Source organism: Bacillus sp. JZ105 (assembly GCF_053903125.1).
In genome coordinates, this window is record NZ_CP096387.1 from 3,715,241 (window position 1) to 3,729,681 (window position 14,441).

The 14,441-nt window shown below is 41.9% G+C and carries 14 protein-coding genes; 6 read left to right on the forward strand and 8 right to left on the reverse strand.

Annotated elements, in window-relative coordinates:
* Window positions 1-24: 24 nt before the first annotated feature.
* From M1D81_RS19095 to M1D81_RS19125, 7 genes are all read right to left on the reverse strand, one after another.
* Window positions 25-234 (reverse strand): hypothetical protein, encoded by a 210-nt coding sequence (locus M1D81_RS19095; protein WP_456265996.1) that lies wholly within the window; start codon window positions 232-234, stop codon window positions 25-27.
* Between the two features lie 13 nt (window positions 235-247).
* Complete coding sequence (locus tag M1D81_RS19100) at window positions 248-1,381, reverse strand: DUF418 domain-containing protein (RefSeq protein WP_456265995.1); 1,134 nt, start codon at window positions 1,379-1,381, stop codon at window positions 248-250.
* Window positions 1,382-1,518: 137 nt separating this feature from the next.
* Entirely contained in the window at window positions 1,519-2,808 is a 1,290-nt protein-coding gene (locus tag M1D81_RS19105) for an adenylosuccinate synthase (RefSeq protein ID WP_456265994.1), read from the reverse strand.
* A gap of 255 nt (window positions 2,809-3,063) precedes the next feature.
* Window positions 3,064-3,477 (reverse strand): VOC family protein, encoded by a 414-nt coding sequence (locus M1D81_RS19110; protein ID WP_217008629.1) that lies wholly within the window; start codon window positions 3,475-3,477, stop codon window positions 3,064-3,066.
* Between the two features lie 129 nt (window positions 3,478-3,606).
* Window positions 3,607-4,971: a replicative DNA helicase gene (dnaB, locus tag M1D81_RS19115; RefSeq protein WP_003214779.1), complete on the reverse strand. Its 1,365-nt coding sequence runs from the start codon at window positions 4,969-4,971 to the stop codon at window positions 3,607-3,609.
* A 252-nt stretch (window positions 4,972-5,223) separates the two neighbouring features.
* Complete coding sequence (locus M1D81_RS19120; RefSeq protein WP_456265993.1) at window positions 5,224-6,180, reverse strand: DUF4885 family protein; 957 nt, start codon at window positions 6,178-6,180, stop codon at window positions 5,224-5,226.
* Entirely contained in the window at window positions 6,177-7,121 is a 945-nt protein-coding gene (locus M1D81_RS19125; RefSeq protein WP_224427219.1) for a DUF4885 family protein, read from the reverse strand. Before M1D81_RS19125 ends, M1D81_RS19120 begins: the two co-directional genes overlap by 4 nt.
* A 109-nt stretch (window positions 7,122-7,230) precedes the next feature.
* Here M1D81_RS19125 and M1D81_RS19130 point away from each other — a divergent pair, with 109 nt between their 5' ends.
* Complete coding sequence (locus tag M1D81_RS19130) at window positions 7,231-8,088, forward strand: hypothetical protein (RefSeq protein ID WP_206534167.1); 858 nt, start codon at window positions 7,231-7,233, stop codon at window positions 8,086-8,088.
* Window positions 8,089-8,232: 144 nt separating this feature from the next.
* Here the strand turns inward: M1D81_RS19130 and M1D81_RS19135 are convergent, their stop codons facing one another.
* Window positions 8,233-8,451 carry a hypothetical protein gene (locus M1D81_RS19135; RefSeq protein WP_024424038.1) on the reverse strand — a complete coding sequence of 73 codons (219 nt, stop codon included), beginning with the start codon at window positions 8,449-8,451 and terminating at the stop codon, window positions 8,233-8,235.
* Window positions 8,452-8,985: 534 nt separating this feature from the next.
* On the opposite strand from M1D81_RS19135, the gene M1D81_RS19140 reads away from it, so the two are divergent.
* From M1D81_RS19140 to M1D81_RS19160, 5 genes are read left to right on the forward strand one after another with little or no spacing between them, the layout of a single operon-like run.
* Window positions 8,986-9,870 carry an alpha/beta hydrolase gene (locus M1D81_RS19140; RefSeq protein ID WP_456265992.1) on the forward strand — a complete coding sequence of 295 codons (885 nt, stop codon included), beginning with the start codon at window positions 8,986-8,988 and terminating at the stop codon, window positions 9,868-9,870.
* A gap of 4 nt (window positions 9,871-9,874) precedes the next feature.
* On the forward strand, window positions 9,875-10,660 hold the full coding sequence (locus tag M1D81_RS19145; protein ID WP_456265991.1) for a 2,3-dihydro-2,3-dihydroxybenzoate dehydrogenase: 786 nt from the start codon (window positions 9,875-9,877) through the stop codon (window positions 10,658-10,660).
* A 26-nt stretch (window positions 10,661-10,686) separates the two neighbouring features.
* Entirely contained in the window at window positions 10,687-11,865 is a 1,179-nt protein-coding gene (gene dhbC / locus M1D81_RS19150) for an isochorismate synthase DhbC (protein ID WP_456265990.1), read from the forward strand.
* A 27-nt stretch (window positions 11,866-11,892) separates the two neighbouring features.
* On the forward strand, window positions 11,893-13,512 hold the full coding sequence (locus tag M1D81_RS19155; RefSeq protein ID WP_456265989.1) for a (2,3-dihydroxybenzoyl)adenylate synthase: 1,620 nt from the start codon (window positions 11,893-11,895) through the stop codon (window positions 13,510-13,512).
* A gap of 18 nt (window positions 13,513-13,530) precedes the next feature.
* Complete coding sequence (locus M1D81_RS19160) at window positions 13,531-14,439, forward strand: isochorismatase family protein (RefSeq protein ID WP_456265988.1); 909 nt, start codon at window positions 13,531-13,533, stop codon at window positions 14,437-14,439.
* The last annotated feature ends 2 nt before the right edge of the window (window positions 14,440-14,441 follow it).

Consider the following 14,441-nt stretch of genomic DNA (forward strand, 5'->3'; position numbering starts at 1 on the left):
AAGCCCTCGTGATGAGGGCTTTTTTTATGAACGCCTTTTATTATATAGCCAGTCTGCGGAGAAAAAAACAAGGAGTCCCGCCATTAAAATGACAAAAGTAACCGGAGGTCTGTCACCTTGAAAAAACGCGTACAGCGCATGTCCTCCTAATGCCAGAAGATAAAAGACAAATGCCGGCACAGCAGCTTTATGTGCATTCGCTTGTTCTCTTTTCGTCATTTTTTTAAAAAACATTGTGCTCTCCCCTTTATGATGCTTGTTTCATCGTCACCCTGCGAAGCGCCCGTGAACGGATATATTCCATTGGTCCAATTCTCCAAACCTTTAGGCAAACTGCTGAAATCGCGATTTGCAGAAGTGAAATCAACAGCCATGCCAATACAATAAGAGGCGCATTGATTTGACCGCCAAGACCCAATCCCCAGCTATAAAAAAGAATGGAGCAGATGATATTTTGCAGGATGTAGCAGCTAAGCGCCATTTTCCCTACATATTCAAACCAAGTCCACATGAACCATGACTCCGTGCGTGCGAGGAGTTTCGCAATGACAGCTATATAGAAAATAGAGAGGAATGGTGAAAAGGCGTAGCGCACCACAAATTCCACTAAATCGTTCGGTACGAAAACTAGTGCATTCAGCGGCAGACCAATCCACAGTCCGATTCGGAACAATATTTTCCGGAGAGATTGTCCGCGTTCATTTGCATAAAATACACCGGCTCTCATCATCCGCACACCTAACAAAAACAGAAATGTGTTCATTGGCATAATAAAGACCGCTTCTTCTCGGTACATGAAGAAGTATTGTAACCGTTCTTGAACCTGCGAGATCCATGTCTCTGGCAGCTGCTCTTCCAGCGCTGGTTCACCGCTTTGATCATCGGTCGCTGACTCCATTTCAGAGAGGGAGTACAGCATCAGACATGACATCATGAGCAGATGAATCACACCTGAGAACACCATGCCCTTTTTGATGCGCCTGCTTCCTCCCCGTACAATGTAAGCCACAAGCAGCCCCGTAACGGCATAGCTCATGAGCACATCATATTCCATCACAAGCGTAAAATGGACAAAGCCTTCGATAAATAAAAATAAAAGAATCCATAAATAAGTACCCGGCCAAGGCGTGTCCTTCCTTTTTGCCTGCTGGTATTTCAGCTCCAATCCAACACCAAACATGATCGTGAGCAGCGAGAGCATTTTTCCATAAACGAACATGGAGACAAGACTTTCTAGAAAACTGCCATTTTCATATTCATCCGCAATCTGATCTGTCGCAAAAGTATCCCCTGCATACGCAAAAAACCAGACGTTCGTCCCCAAGGTGCCTAGTATGGCAAAACCTCGTAAAATATCTAATAATCGTATTCTTTCTTTCACTAGAACGCTCCTCCCCTTCTATACAGTTATCATATTTTGGTAATGACCGGAAGCCCGCTCTACTGAAATTAAGAAATATTTAAACAAAAAAACACCAGTAAAATGCGAGATTTTACTGGTGCTTCATCAATCTATTCTTATGGACGGTACACGCTGCGGACAACGTTCGTTTGTGAACGATCTGGTCCGACTGAGAAAATGGAAAGTGGAATACCTGTTAATTGTGAAATGCGTTCTAAATAATGGCGGGCATTTGCAGGCAGCTCACTTAAGTTCTTCACGCCTGTAATATCCTCTGTCCACCCTGGCATTTCTTCGTAGACAGGCTCACATTTCGCTAATTCATTTAGGCTTGCTGGGAATTCCTCAGTGATTTCTCCATTCAATTTATAAGCGACACAGATTTTCAATGTTTCAATCCCTGTCAGGACATCAATTGAGTTAAGAGATAAATCTGTAATTCCGCTCACACGGCGTGCATGACGGACAACAACGCTGTCAAACCAGCCGACACGGCGCGGGCGTCCAGTTGTCGTACCGTATTCACGGCCAACCTCACGAATTTGATCGCCAATTTCATCGTGGAGTTCTGTTGGGAATGGGCCATCTCCAACACGTGTTGTGTACGCTTTTGACACGCCGACTACATGTTGAATTTTCGTTGGTCCTACGCCAGAACCAATCGTCACGCCTCCAGCTACCGGGTTAGATGACGTCACAAATGGGTATGTCCCTTGATCGATATCAAGCATGACCCCTTGTGCTCCTTCAAATAGCACGCGGCGGCCTTCATCTAGTGCATCATTCAGGACAACAGATGTGTCTACGACATATTTTTTCACTTGCTGGCCATATTCATAATACTCGTCTAAAATATCTTCAATCTTGAAGCCTTCTGTGTCGTACATTTTCTCTAAAAGACGATTTTTCTCTTCTAGATTGCGTGCAAGCTTCTCTTCAAATACTTCACGATCTAATAGATCTGCGACGCGGATACCGACGCGGGCAGCTTTATCCATATAAGCTGGTCCAATTCCTTTTTTCGTCGTACCGATCTTGTTAGCCCCTTTCCGCTCCTCTTCTACCTCGTCCAATTTTAAATGGTAAGGCAGAATAACATGGGCTCTATTGCTGATTCTGAGGTTATCTGTACTCACATTCCGTTCGTGAAGATACGCAAGCTCAGTGACCAACGCTTTAGGATCAACCACCATTCCATTACCGATGACACAAGTTTTCTCTTTATAAAAAATACCGGATGGAATGAGGTGTAGCTTGTATGTCACTCCATCAAATTTGATCGTGTGACCTGCATTGTTTCCCCCTTGATAACGGGCAATCACCTCTGCATTTTCTGAAAGGAAATCGGTAATTTTCCCTTTCCCTTCGTCACCCCACTGCGTACCTACTACGACTACTGAAGACATATCGTGCACCTCCGTTAACCTTTCAAAACGTTATCTCTTTCAAACACATTTATTTTATCAATGCACACCGAAAAAGTCAACGTGAAATCCGAACATTAATATCTCGAAATCAAATTTTGTTCGTTTTAAATATAAAGAAAAGCGCTTTAATCACTTTTCCAGTGCTTAAAAATGGAGATTTTGAGCAAAAACAACTTTTTATTGTTTCCAGCTGTTCATCAACATAAAAAAGACCCCCAACCATGGGCGTCTTATTTAAACGGGTGTAATACCATCTGTGTTCATCAGCACAACTCGATACCCATCTGGGTCTTCAATGGTTGCTCCTCCCCGGTCCCAGTATGGATTCGTTGAGGTGACATGCCGTCCGCCAAATGAGAGCAATCTCTCTTTCATTTGCTGAAATTCTTCTGCATCTGGAATATAGAAAACAAGCAGCTGTTCTGGATGCGGGACGGGCAGGCTGTCTTCTTCTTCATGTTTGGTGATTTCTAAATGAACATGCTGGTGAGGCAGCCCGAGCATCACACCATCGTACCCTTCATGCTGATCAAATGAGCCTATTCGTTTGAGCCCTAAGCCTTCTTCATAAAAAGAAACAACCTCTTTCATGTTGACGGTTGGGCGTGCGATACGTAATTGAGCGGCTTCAAACTGTTGAAATTTCATCAGTCTTCACTCCTTTTCTCCTTTTAGTATACGCTCTCTCTTTTTCTCCCTCCTCCTCATTTTGATTGGTTTTTCAATCATTCTTTCGATGTAGATCAATCAAAAAAGCCCAGCTTCTTGAGCTGGGCTTTAAGCACCGGGCGGAACACCCGCATCGTCAAATCTTCTTTCCAGATTGACGAATTTGTTATATTCTTTGACGAACGCCAGTGATACTGTACCAACTGGACCGTTACGCTGTTTGGCAATAATGATTTCGATAATGTTCTTATTCTCTGATTCTTTGTCATAGTAATCATCACGATAAAGGAATGCCACGATATCGGCATCCTGCTCGATACTTCCTGATTCACGAATGTCAGACATCATCGGACGTTTGTCCTGACGCTGCTCTACCCCACGTGAAAGCTGAGACAAAGCAATAACCGGAACTTCAAGCTCCCTTGCCAGCGATTTTAGTGCCCTAGAGATTTCAGAAACCTCTTGCTGACGGTTATCGCTTGATCGCCCGCTTCCTTGAATGAGCTGCAAGTAGTCAATCAGGATCATGCCAAGACCATTTTCTTGCTTCAATCGGCGGCATTTCGAGCGAATTTCACTTACTCTGATTCCAGGTGTATCGTCAATGAAAATTCCGCTGTTTGACAGCGAGCCCATCGCCATTGTCAGCTTGCCCCAGTCCTCTTCTGTCAGATTACCGGTTCTTAGGTTTTGTGCATTGATATTCCCCTCTGCACAAAGCATACGCATAACGAGCTGCTCAGCACCCATCTCTAAACTAAAGATAGCAACACTTTCGTCCGTTTTGGTCGCAACATTTTGGGCAATGTTCAATGCGAAGGCGGTTTTCCCTACTGATGGACGAGCCGCTACAATGATTAAATCATTTCGCTGGAATCCAGCTGTCATCCGGTCAAGCTCAGAGAAACCTGTTGGAATCCCTGTGATATCGCCTTTACGGTTATGAAGCTGTTCAATATTATCGTATGTTTGAACAAGAACGTCCTTAATGTTTTGAAAGGCTCCTGAGTTTTTACGCTGCGCCACTTCCATAATGGTCTTTTCAGCATCGCTCAGCAGGTCCTCTACTTCATCCTCACGCGTGTATCCATCTTGTGCAATGGTTGTCGCCGTACGGATCAGACGTCTTAAAATGGATTTCTCTTCTACAATTTTTGCATAGTATTCAATGTTTGCGGCAGTTGGGACAGAGTTCGCAATATCGGTTAAATACGAAATCCCGCCTACCTCTTCTAGTAAATCTGTATTGGCAAGCTCAGATGTCACCGTGACAAGATCGACCGGTTCTCCTCTATCGCCAAGTACAAGCATCGCATTGTAAATCTTTTGATGCGACATTCTATAGAAATCCTCTGGAATTAATACCTCAGAAGCGAGCGTTAGCGCAGATGGTTCTAAAAAAACAGCACCTAATACGGCCTGCTCGGCTTCTATATTTTGCGGCGGCAGCCGGTCATCGAGAAGTTCCGTCATGCCAAGCACCGTCCTTTCATAAAAAAATACGCTACTCATCATTTTAACATTTTCATCAATAAAAAAGTGAAAAACATCGACTATAGTCAAAATTACCATGTTGATATTTTGTGCAAACCAGCGCATTTCAATAGAAAAGACTCTGTAACATCAATTGTTATAGAGTCCTTCGTTATCGCTAATGGAATTTCGATTTGTTGCCGTTCACACATGTAATCGACACTCCAACATGGCATGTTCGGATACGTTTTTCTAATCTATCGCTTTCTTAACCCCATAATTCACTTTTTGCCCAATGTCTTGTAAAGAACCGTTTTGATAACCAATAGATAACACCAAATCTTGAATGGAATCAAACCCGTTTTTCGCTAGGTCAAATAGCTGTGCACCGTAATGTGAAGCGGCGATGCGTGCATTTTCTGCTGTGTATGGATTTTTCAGGAGTTCTTCTTTGTATAGATCAAAAATATTCGTTCCGTTATCCGTTACAAATTGACCATTTACAATGCTTAAATCCTTTAAATTGTAGCCTGTCACCGTTTTGATTTGATTGACAAGATGGAACTTGGCCAGAGAATCCGGTGTGAATTGAGTAGAATCATCATTTCTGCTTTTCATGATATGGAAAAATAATTCTCTTGTATTGTTGGTTGTATTTAATAAGTCTTCTATTTGTTTCATCAGCGATTCGTCTGTTGATCCACTCACCACTAATTTAAAATTGTTCGGGTCAATGGTAAAAGTTAGATTTGTATTTTTAGGAATGGATATCCCGTTTTTAGAGAATAAATCTTGTAATTGTTCGTTGACCTTTTGACGATTGAGTATTTTCTTTTCTACACTTTCTTGGGTAGGGTCATACCGTTTTTCATTACGGAATGCGGCATCATTAGAATTATAATGCCCTCCTGTTCCACTAGTAGCCCATCCAATTTCAATAGAGTAAGCCGCCTCTCTTTCCGGTTTGGTTAAATCATTTCTGAAATAAGGGGAGTTTGGATTTCGATACTTATCAAATATATGACCATGAGGATCTTTGAATCGTTTATTTTGTTCATTTATTTTTTGATATTTTTCATCTAGTATTTTCATTCGTCTATCAGCTTCGGTCATCACCTCATTTGTACTTTTAATAGCTGGATGGCTATTGAAGTCCGGAAGGTTCTGCTTATTTAGAACAGCTGTCGTATTCGATGTATTTATCTTCACTTTGATACTCCGTAATTCACCTTTTGTCCAATGTCATATAAGGAACCGTTTTGATAACCAATAGATAAAACCAAATCTGGAATGGAATCAAACCCGTTTTTCGCTAGATCGAATAGCTGTGCTCCGTAATGTGAAGCGGCAATGCGCGCATTTTCTGCTGTGTATGGATTTTTAAGAAGTTCTTCTTTGTATAGATCAAAAATATTCGTTCCGTTATCCGTTACAAATTGACCATTTACAATGCTTAAATCCTTTAAATTGTAGCCTGTGACCGTTTTGATTTGATTAACAAGATGGAACTTGGCCAGAGAATCCGGTGTGAATTGAGTAGAATCATCATTTCTGCTTTTCATAATATGGAAAAATAATTCTCTTGTATTGTTGGTTGTATTTAATAAGTCTTCTATTTGTTTCATCAGCGATTCGTCTTTTGAACCACCCACCACTAATTTGAAATTATTCGGGTCAATGGTAAAAGTGAGATTTGTGTTTTTAGGAATGGATATCCCGTTTTTAGAGAATAAATCTTGTAATTGTTCGTTGACCTTTTGACGATTGAATATTTTTTTCTCTACGCTTTCTTGGGTTGGATCGTACCGTTTTTCATTACGGAAGATGGCATCATTAAAGTCATATTGTCCACCTTTATTATTCCTTGCCCAACTCATTTCCATAATGTAAGCAGCTTCTCTTTCCGGTTTTGTTAGATCACTTCTGAAATAAGAAGAGTAAGGGTTTCTATACTTATTATATATATGGTCTTGAGGATCATTGAAACGTTTATTTTGTTCATTTATTTTTTCGTATTTTTCATCTAATATTTTCATCCGTCTATCAGATTCGGTCATTACCTCATTTGTACTTTTAATAGTTGATTGGTCTTTAGAGCCTATTCGGTTCTGATTGTTTGAAGCTGCCGTGTATGACGTATTAATATTCATTTTGATTCTCCTTTTTTAAAAAATTAGTGATTATTAAATATATCGGCATTTCAGTTAAAATTTGTTAGTTTTGATCCGATATAGTAATTATTACAAGGAGGGTTAAAATATGACAAATACTATCTTCAAACGTTTTTTATTACCTGCATTGGCATTCGTGCTTGTTACTAGTTTTTTTGCACCTCATTCAGCGGAAGCGGCTATCACGGGGAATAACAGTCCTAACACAGCCAGCTCAATGGGATATTGGAAAAATAGCCGTTCAGATACAACAATCTTACCTGAAGGTGAAAATGAAGCGTATTATCAGTTCACGATCAATAAAGGTGAAAGGGTTTATGTAAGAAGTTCGTATAATAAGCAATATACAGGGATGAAAATCGAAGTGTATAATTCGAAAAACTCTAGGACAGGGTCCGAAGTTATTAATCCTGATTCAATAACGCCATTTATTTTTGCCAACACTGGTGAAGTTACTTCAACTTCAGAAACTTATTTTGTGAAAGTGACCCGTGGTACATATACGGGAAATATGTATTTTACTGTCTCCATCCAAGATCGTATCAAATCTGGAAATGGGACATTCAATTTTACGGGGACTGCTACTAACTTGGGGAATTCTTCTTTAAATTTTTTAGGAGTTGATTCTTCAGTCATTACAATGGATTTAACTAATAATTCCACAGTTCCTAAACGTGCTATCGTTAAATCGATTTCAACGACTAGTACCCAATCGCCTAACCAAGGAAATGTCACACACAAACTGATGGCTAGTGAAAGTAATATTTGGTACACATCACTTGTTTCATCTGCAACAAGTGGGTCCTATCGTATTTCACTGGAAGATGAATTAAAAGTGGCTCAAAAATGGAGCTTTAAGTACAACGCAAAGGCTACTGCGAGATCTACTATGAGCAATGTCAAAGCCGATATTCGTTACGAATATGATGTCACAGATGGATTCTAATTGAATGGTGTTTGCAGAAAAAAAGTAAGGGGACATCCCTTACTTTTTTAATTGCCGCATTTTTGATGCTATATGATATTTGGCCAACTTAAAAACAGCACCGTGCTTCCATAAGAAATACGCTGCTCATAAAAAGTGAAGGTGTTAATGGTGGTTTTGCTTGAGGGCGTGTTGAAAGAGGAGGATGGTGATCATATCGGTGGCTCGCTGGTATAAATCCCATTGTTCATAGGCCGCAAATGTCATCCGTATTTCATGTAATGATTGCTTCATTTCTTGATATTCTTCCACTGTAAACGTATTTTTCAGTTTGAGCTGATGTTCAAGCAGTTTTAGCCTTAGCTTTCCTAATGGAGTTTTCATTCTGCCCTACATTCCCTTCGATCTTGTCTTCCTTAGAAAATTGTATATGAAATTACGCTTGAGATTGAATAAGTTGTGAGATATGCTCACCAGCTTTCCGAAAAATTCTCCTCTTTTTTCCTAAAAATACAAGAAGGTCTATAGACTTATTTTTCCTCGAAATGATTTCAAGAAGAAAAATCTATATATATTCCTGAATCAAACAGAAGAAAATGGTAAATATCCCGTGACGGTCAAGGTCTTTTGGCATTTCTCCTCTTTTTAAATGACTCAGTCCGGCATTCCCTATTTCCATTCATTTGGTAGTTATTTAGTCCTTTATTTTCCGAAAATTTAGATCAAATGATCAATTACACCACTTAATGAACATTTGACTTCATAATTGATAACCATTATCATTTGATTTGCTTGCGTGATAATTGAGAATCATTTTCATTTGAAGGGTCCATTCTTCAATCTCTACACTCATCCTATATCCGCAAGCTGCTTTTATCAGCGTATGAGAGTCAATTTGAGGAAGGGGATTTTTTACACATGTCCAAACGCCCTGAAGGAATGGGTACTGAGAATTCACTTTTCGGAGAAAGCCGGCCTTTTTTTATACCTGGGACGGAGCAGCTGGATATCACAGCACACCCGTACAGACTTTTTATATTTAAACCGAATACTACTCCTCCAGCGGCTGGTTTTCCAGTCATGTACGTGCTTGATGGAAATTCACTTTTTGGCACAATGGTCGAAGCACTTCGTTTACAGTCAAGAAGACCTGAAAAAACGGGTGTCGTACCTGCCATCATTGTTGGAATTGGCTATCAGACAGAAGCTCCCTATCATCCGCTCAGGCATTATGATCTCACTCTTACCGGCCCTGACGCTTCCATTGGCGGCAAAAGAAAGGACTTCTCCAACCATACATATGGCGGGGCCTCTGCGTTCTTTTCTTTTTTAGAAAAGATTGTAAAGCCTTATATCGAGCAGCGCTTTCCGATCAACCAGAGTCGTCAAACACTGTTTGGACACTCTCTTGGCGGTCTTTTTGTATTACACACACTATTTGAGCACCCTGATGCTTATCAGACATATATTGCGGGCAGTCCTTCTATCCACTGGAACAAAGAATTATTTCTAGAAAAGGAACACCAATTCACCAGCCATATACGTCAGATGTCTATGAATGTCAGGCTGCTTGTAGGTGTAGGTGAGTTAGAAAAACATCATCCGTGTCAAATGAATGATCATGCACATGGACTAGCAAATCGTATGCTGCCTTTATCCGCATATGGCTTGCATACGTCCTATCACGAATTCCCTGAAGAAGGACATACGTCCGTTTTACCGGTGCTGATGAATTACGCTTTTCGTTTTGCACTCTATCATAATGATCCTTTCACAACCACAGACATGAAGGAAAGGCAGTGAACACATGAAACACAATGGTCTATCTCAAAAAATTGCCTTGATCACAGGCGCAGGTCAAGGTATTGGACAAGCAATCGCAAAAAGACTAGCCGAAGAAGGTGCGATTATTGCAGCAGTTGACGCAAATGAAGAGCAGCTGCAAAGCACCGTCCAGCAAATGAAGGATGAAGGCATACGTGCCTTTGCTTATCCAGGTGACATCACCGATCAAGCTTCTGTTCAGCACATTGTCGATCAAATTGAAAAGCAGCTTGGCCCCATTTATTTACTGGTCAATGTAGCAGGCATTCTTCGAATCAGTTCTATTGACCAGCTTAGTGCAGATGACTGGCAACAAACTTTTGCTGTCAACACACATGGTGTCTTTTACGTATCTCAAGCTGTCTCCAAATACATGAAGAAAAGATCAGAAGGGGTCATTGTGACTGTCAGCTCTAACGCAGGTGCCATTCCTAGAATAAATATGGCTGCCTATGCCGCTTCAAAAGCAGCAGCTACTTCCTTTACAAAAACACTTGGTTTAGAGCTGGCTGCCTATGGCATTAGATGCAACGTCGTCTCTCCCGGCTCTACCGCAACACCCATGCAATGGGCTTTATGGTCTGATGAACAAGGAGAAAATCAGGTAATTAAAGGCTCATTAGAGACGTATAAAACCGGTATTCCTTTACAAAAAATCGCTGATCCTCAAAACATTGCTGATGCAGTCATTTTCTTTGCATCTGAGCAATCCAGTCATATTACGATGCAGAACCTCACGATTGATGGCGGCGCAACACTCGGAATCTAGCATTTCATTTAAAAGGAGGCCTTTTCATGAAACATTCATTATTGTCGTCAGAAGAAAAAATACAGTTGCTTCAAGACTATCAGCCAGGCGCTTTTTTTCTTGCTTCACCTAAACGCACGATACTTGCCGAAGGGATTTTCCAGCATATTGAAACCAATCAGCTAAATGAACTATCCACAAGGGTAGCGCATGTATTTGACGATGCTAAACAAGCTGGTATCCAAACACCGATTGTGGCTGGTGCTGTCCCATTTGATCCGGCGCAGCCCGTTCGTTTAAATGTACCAGTCCATGTACAGTTTAGTGATCCACTCGAATTTCAACAAGGTGATGAGGAGTCAGAAGCGGCATCGCCATCCTATGAGGTAACACCTGTCCCCTCTCCAGAGGTCTACATGAATGGTGTGAACGAAGGATTAGCTAAAATTGAGAACGGAGAGCTTAGCAAAATCGTACTCTCTCGATCTCTCCATCTCAAAGCAACTCGAGATATTCATACGAAAACAATACTCGAACGACTGGCTCGTCATAATACGACTGGCTATACGTTTGCTGCAAATGTAGCTGACCCGGCATCTTCCCAAAAGCGCACACTTCTTGGGGCAAGCCCTGAACTGCTTCTTTCAAAAACTGGTTCATCTGTGATTTCCAATCCACTCGCTGGTTCTCGGCCGCGCAGTTCAGATCCAGTAGAAGACCAGCGCCGCCGCGATGAACTCCTTACCTCAGCGAAGGATTTACACGAGCACGCAGTGGTTGTTGAAGCTGTCACTAAAGCGCTTACTCCATACTGTCATACACTAGATGTGCCTGCATCACCATCCGTCATTCAAACAGAAACGATGTGGCACTTATCTACTGTCGTAAAAGGTGAATTAGCAGATCCCAATGTGTCCTCAATTGATATAGCACTTAGCCTTCATCCAACACCCGCAGTATGCGGCACACCTACAGCAAATGCACGTGAAGCCATTCAAGCGATTGAACCCTTCGATCGAGGATTTTTCACAGGAATGATCGGTTGGGCAGATACAAATGGTGATGGTGATTGGATTGTCACCATTCGTTGTGCAGAAGCTGAGGGTCATTCTCTCCGTCTCTTTGCTGGTGCAGGAGTGGTCAAAGGATCAAAGGCAGAAGAAGAGCTAGCTGAAACATCTGCAAAATTCAACACGATGCTTCACGCGATGGGCATCCATCAGTGATAAAAATAAATAGGAGATGACAAAAACATGTTTGTTCAACCACCTACATGGCCAGAAGAATTTGCAAAACGCTACCGTGAAAACGGCTGTTGGCGTGGGGAAACCTTTGGCGGTATGCTTCGTGAACGCGCCGCATCGTTAGGAAATAAAACAGCCATTACATACGCTGATACGCACATAAGCTATCAAGAACTTGATCAGCGCGTCAGAAGTCTTGCTGCCGGTTTTCATCAGCTTGGAATTCAAAAAGGAAGTCGAGTTGTCGTGCAGCTTCCTAACATTCCTGCTTTTTTTGAAGTCATTTTCGCTTTATTTCGAATCGGTGCTTTACCCGTGTTCTCTCTGCCATCTCATAGAAGCAGTGAAATCACTTATTTTATTGAGTTTGCCGAAGCAGATGCATATGTCATACCAGATATTGATGGCAGCTTTGATTATCGATCACTCGCACGTCAAGTGAAAGAAAAGCTTCCCTCATTACCTCATGTCATTGTTGCAGGGGAAGCTGAGGAATTCCTTTGCTTGGATGATCTGCGCAAGGACCCAGCACTTGATCCTCAAATTCATGTAGAGGCAAGCGATATTGCGTTTCTTCAGTTATCTGGAGGCAGCACAGGCCTTTCAAAGCTCATTCCTCGCACGCATGATGACTATATTTATAGTCTTTGGAAAAGCAATGAGGTGTGCGAGCTCACACAAGAAAGTGTGTATCTAGCTGCACTTCCAGTTGCGCACAACTATCCATTAAGCTCGCCTGGCGTCCTTGGAACGTTATACGCAGGCGGAAGAGTCGTTCTTGCACCTGGATCAAGCCCTGATGTCGTCTTTCCACTCATTGAAAAAGAACGGGCGACCATTACCGCTGTCGTTCCACCTATCGCATTGATTTGGCTAGAGGCCGCTCCTCATCGATCAGATGACTTATCGAGTCTTGAAGTCTTACAAGTCGGTGGTGCTAAATTCAGTGCTGAGGCAGCAAAACGAGTAAAGCCTGCCCTTGGATGTAAGTTACAGCAAGTTTTTGGCATGGCAGAAGGTCTGGTCAACTATACCAGATTAGATGATCCTGAACATATCGTAATTCATACACAAGGACGCCCGATGTCTGAATATGATGAGGTACTAGTGGTAGATGATGAGGACAAGCCCGTCCCGCATGAAGTGGCTGGACATCTTTTAACAAGAGGGCCTTATACGATTCGCGGCTACTATAAAGCCGATGAACAAAACAAAAAAGCATTTACACCCGATGGTTTTTACAGAACAGGTGACATCGTGCGATTAACCAAAGAAGGAAATGTTGTTGTAGAAGGCAGAGACAAGGATCAAATCAATCGTGGCGGCGAAAAGGTTGCCGCAGAAGAAGTTGAGAACCATTTACTTGCCCATCCTGACATTCATGATGCCGCCATGGTGTCTATGCCAGATCCATTTCTTGGCGAACGCTCATGTGCCTTTGTCATTGCGAAAGGAAACAACAAACCAGCACCGCACGTCTTAAAATCATTTCTAAGAGAACGCGGGCTCGCAGCCTATAAAATTCCTGACCGCATTGAATGGATCGATGCGTTCCCACAAACAGGTGTAGGCAAAGTCAGTAAAAAAGCATTAAGAGAATTAGCTGCAACCCATACTGCCAACGTATAAAAATGAGGAGTGAAAATCATGGCAATCCCTGCTATTCCTGCATATCCAATGCCAAGCACACAAGATTTACCCGAAAATAAAGTGAACTGGATACCTGATCCGAAACGTGCTGTTCTGCTGATACATGACATGCAGCAATATTTTTTAAATGCATTTCAACAAGATACATCACCGATCACAGAGTTAGTTCAGCATATTGAACAATTACGTAATACATGCTATGAACTTGGCATTCCAGTCGTCTACACAGCTCAGCCTGGTAACCAAGACCCGAAGGATCGTGCCTTATTAACAGATTTTTGGGGACCTGGACTCGGTGATGATGAAGCATTGACAAAAATCATTGATCAGCTTGCTCCATCTGAAGCAGATACAATGCTGACAAAATGGCGTTATAGCGCATTCAAGAAATCTAATTTTTTGGATATCCTTCAAGAAGGCGGGCGTGATCAACTGATCATTACTGGCGTATATGCACATATTGGCTGTATGCTGACAGCCGCAGAAGCATTCATGCTCGATATTGAAACCTTTTTTGTCGCCGATGCCGTCGCTGACTTTTCACTGAAACATCACAAAATGGCCATGACCTATGCAGCTGAACGATGTGCAGTCACCACAACGACAAACCAAATCATCAGTCGTTTGACAGGACAAGAAGCAAACAGTGATGATTTATCCTTTGAGTCCATCATTCACCAAGTAGCTGAGTATCTCCAAATCGAGCCAAATGAAATACCACTTGATGAGAATCTCGTCTACCTTGGGCTTGATTCTATTAGAATGATGAGCCTAGCGGAAAAGTGGAGGCAGCAAGGAGCGGCAGTCAATTTCGTTGAGCTTGCAGCAAATCCAACGCTCGCTCATTGGCGGACTCTTCTTTTCCCAGAAAAGCAGCCATCTATCCCAAATATCGATTACTTGTAAAG

Coding starts and splice junctions, on each gene's coding strand:
- dnaB (WP_003214779.1), bottom strand. CDS start 4,971: ATGACGGAACTTCTCGATGACCGGCTGCCGCCGCAAAATATAGAAGCC.
- M1D81_RS19130 (WP_206534167.1), top strand. CDS start 7,231: ATGACAAATACTATCTTCAAACGTTTTTTATTACCTGCATTGGCATTC.
- M1D81_RS19095 (WP_456265996.1), bottom strand. CDS start 234: ATGTTTTTTAAAAAAATGACGAAAAGAGAACAAGCGAATGCACATAAA.
- M1D81_RS19135 (WP_024424038.1), bottom strand. CDS start 8,451: ATGAAAACTCCATTAGGAAAGCTAAGGCTAAAACTGCTTGAACATCAG.
- M1D81_RS19160 (WP_456265988.1), top strand. CDS start 13,531: ATGGCAATCCCTGCTATTCCTGCATATCCAATGCCAAGCACACAAGAT.
- M1D81_RS19105 (WP_456265994.1), bottom strand. CDS start 2,808: ATGTCTTCAGTAGTCGTAGTAGGTACGCAGTGGGGTGACGAAGGGAAA.
- dhbC (WP_456265990.1), top strand. CDS start 10,687: ATGAAACATTCATTATTGTCGTCAGAAGAAAAAATACAGTTGCTTCAA.
- M1D81_RS19155 (WP_456265989.1), top strand. CDS start 11,893: ATGTTTGTTCAACCACCTACATGGCCAGAAGAATTTGCAAAACGCTAC.
- M1D81_RS19110 (WP_217008629.1), bottom strand. CDS start 3,477: ATGAAATTTCAACAGTTTGAAGCCGCTCAATTACGTATCGCACGCCCA.
- M1D81_RS19125 (WP_224427219.1), bottom strand. CDS start 7,121: ATGAATATTAATACGTCATACACGGCAGCTTCAAACAATCAGAACCGA.
- M1D81_RS19145 (WP_456265991.1), top strand. CDS start 9,875: ATGAAACACAATGGTCTATCTCAAAAAATTGCCTTGATCACAGGCGCA.
- M1D81_RS19140 (WP_456265992.1), top strand. CDS start 8,986: ATGTCCAAACGCCCTGAAGGAATGGGTACTGAGAATTCACTTTTCGGA.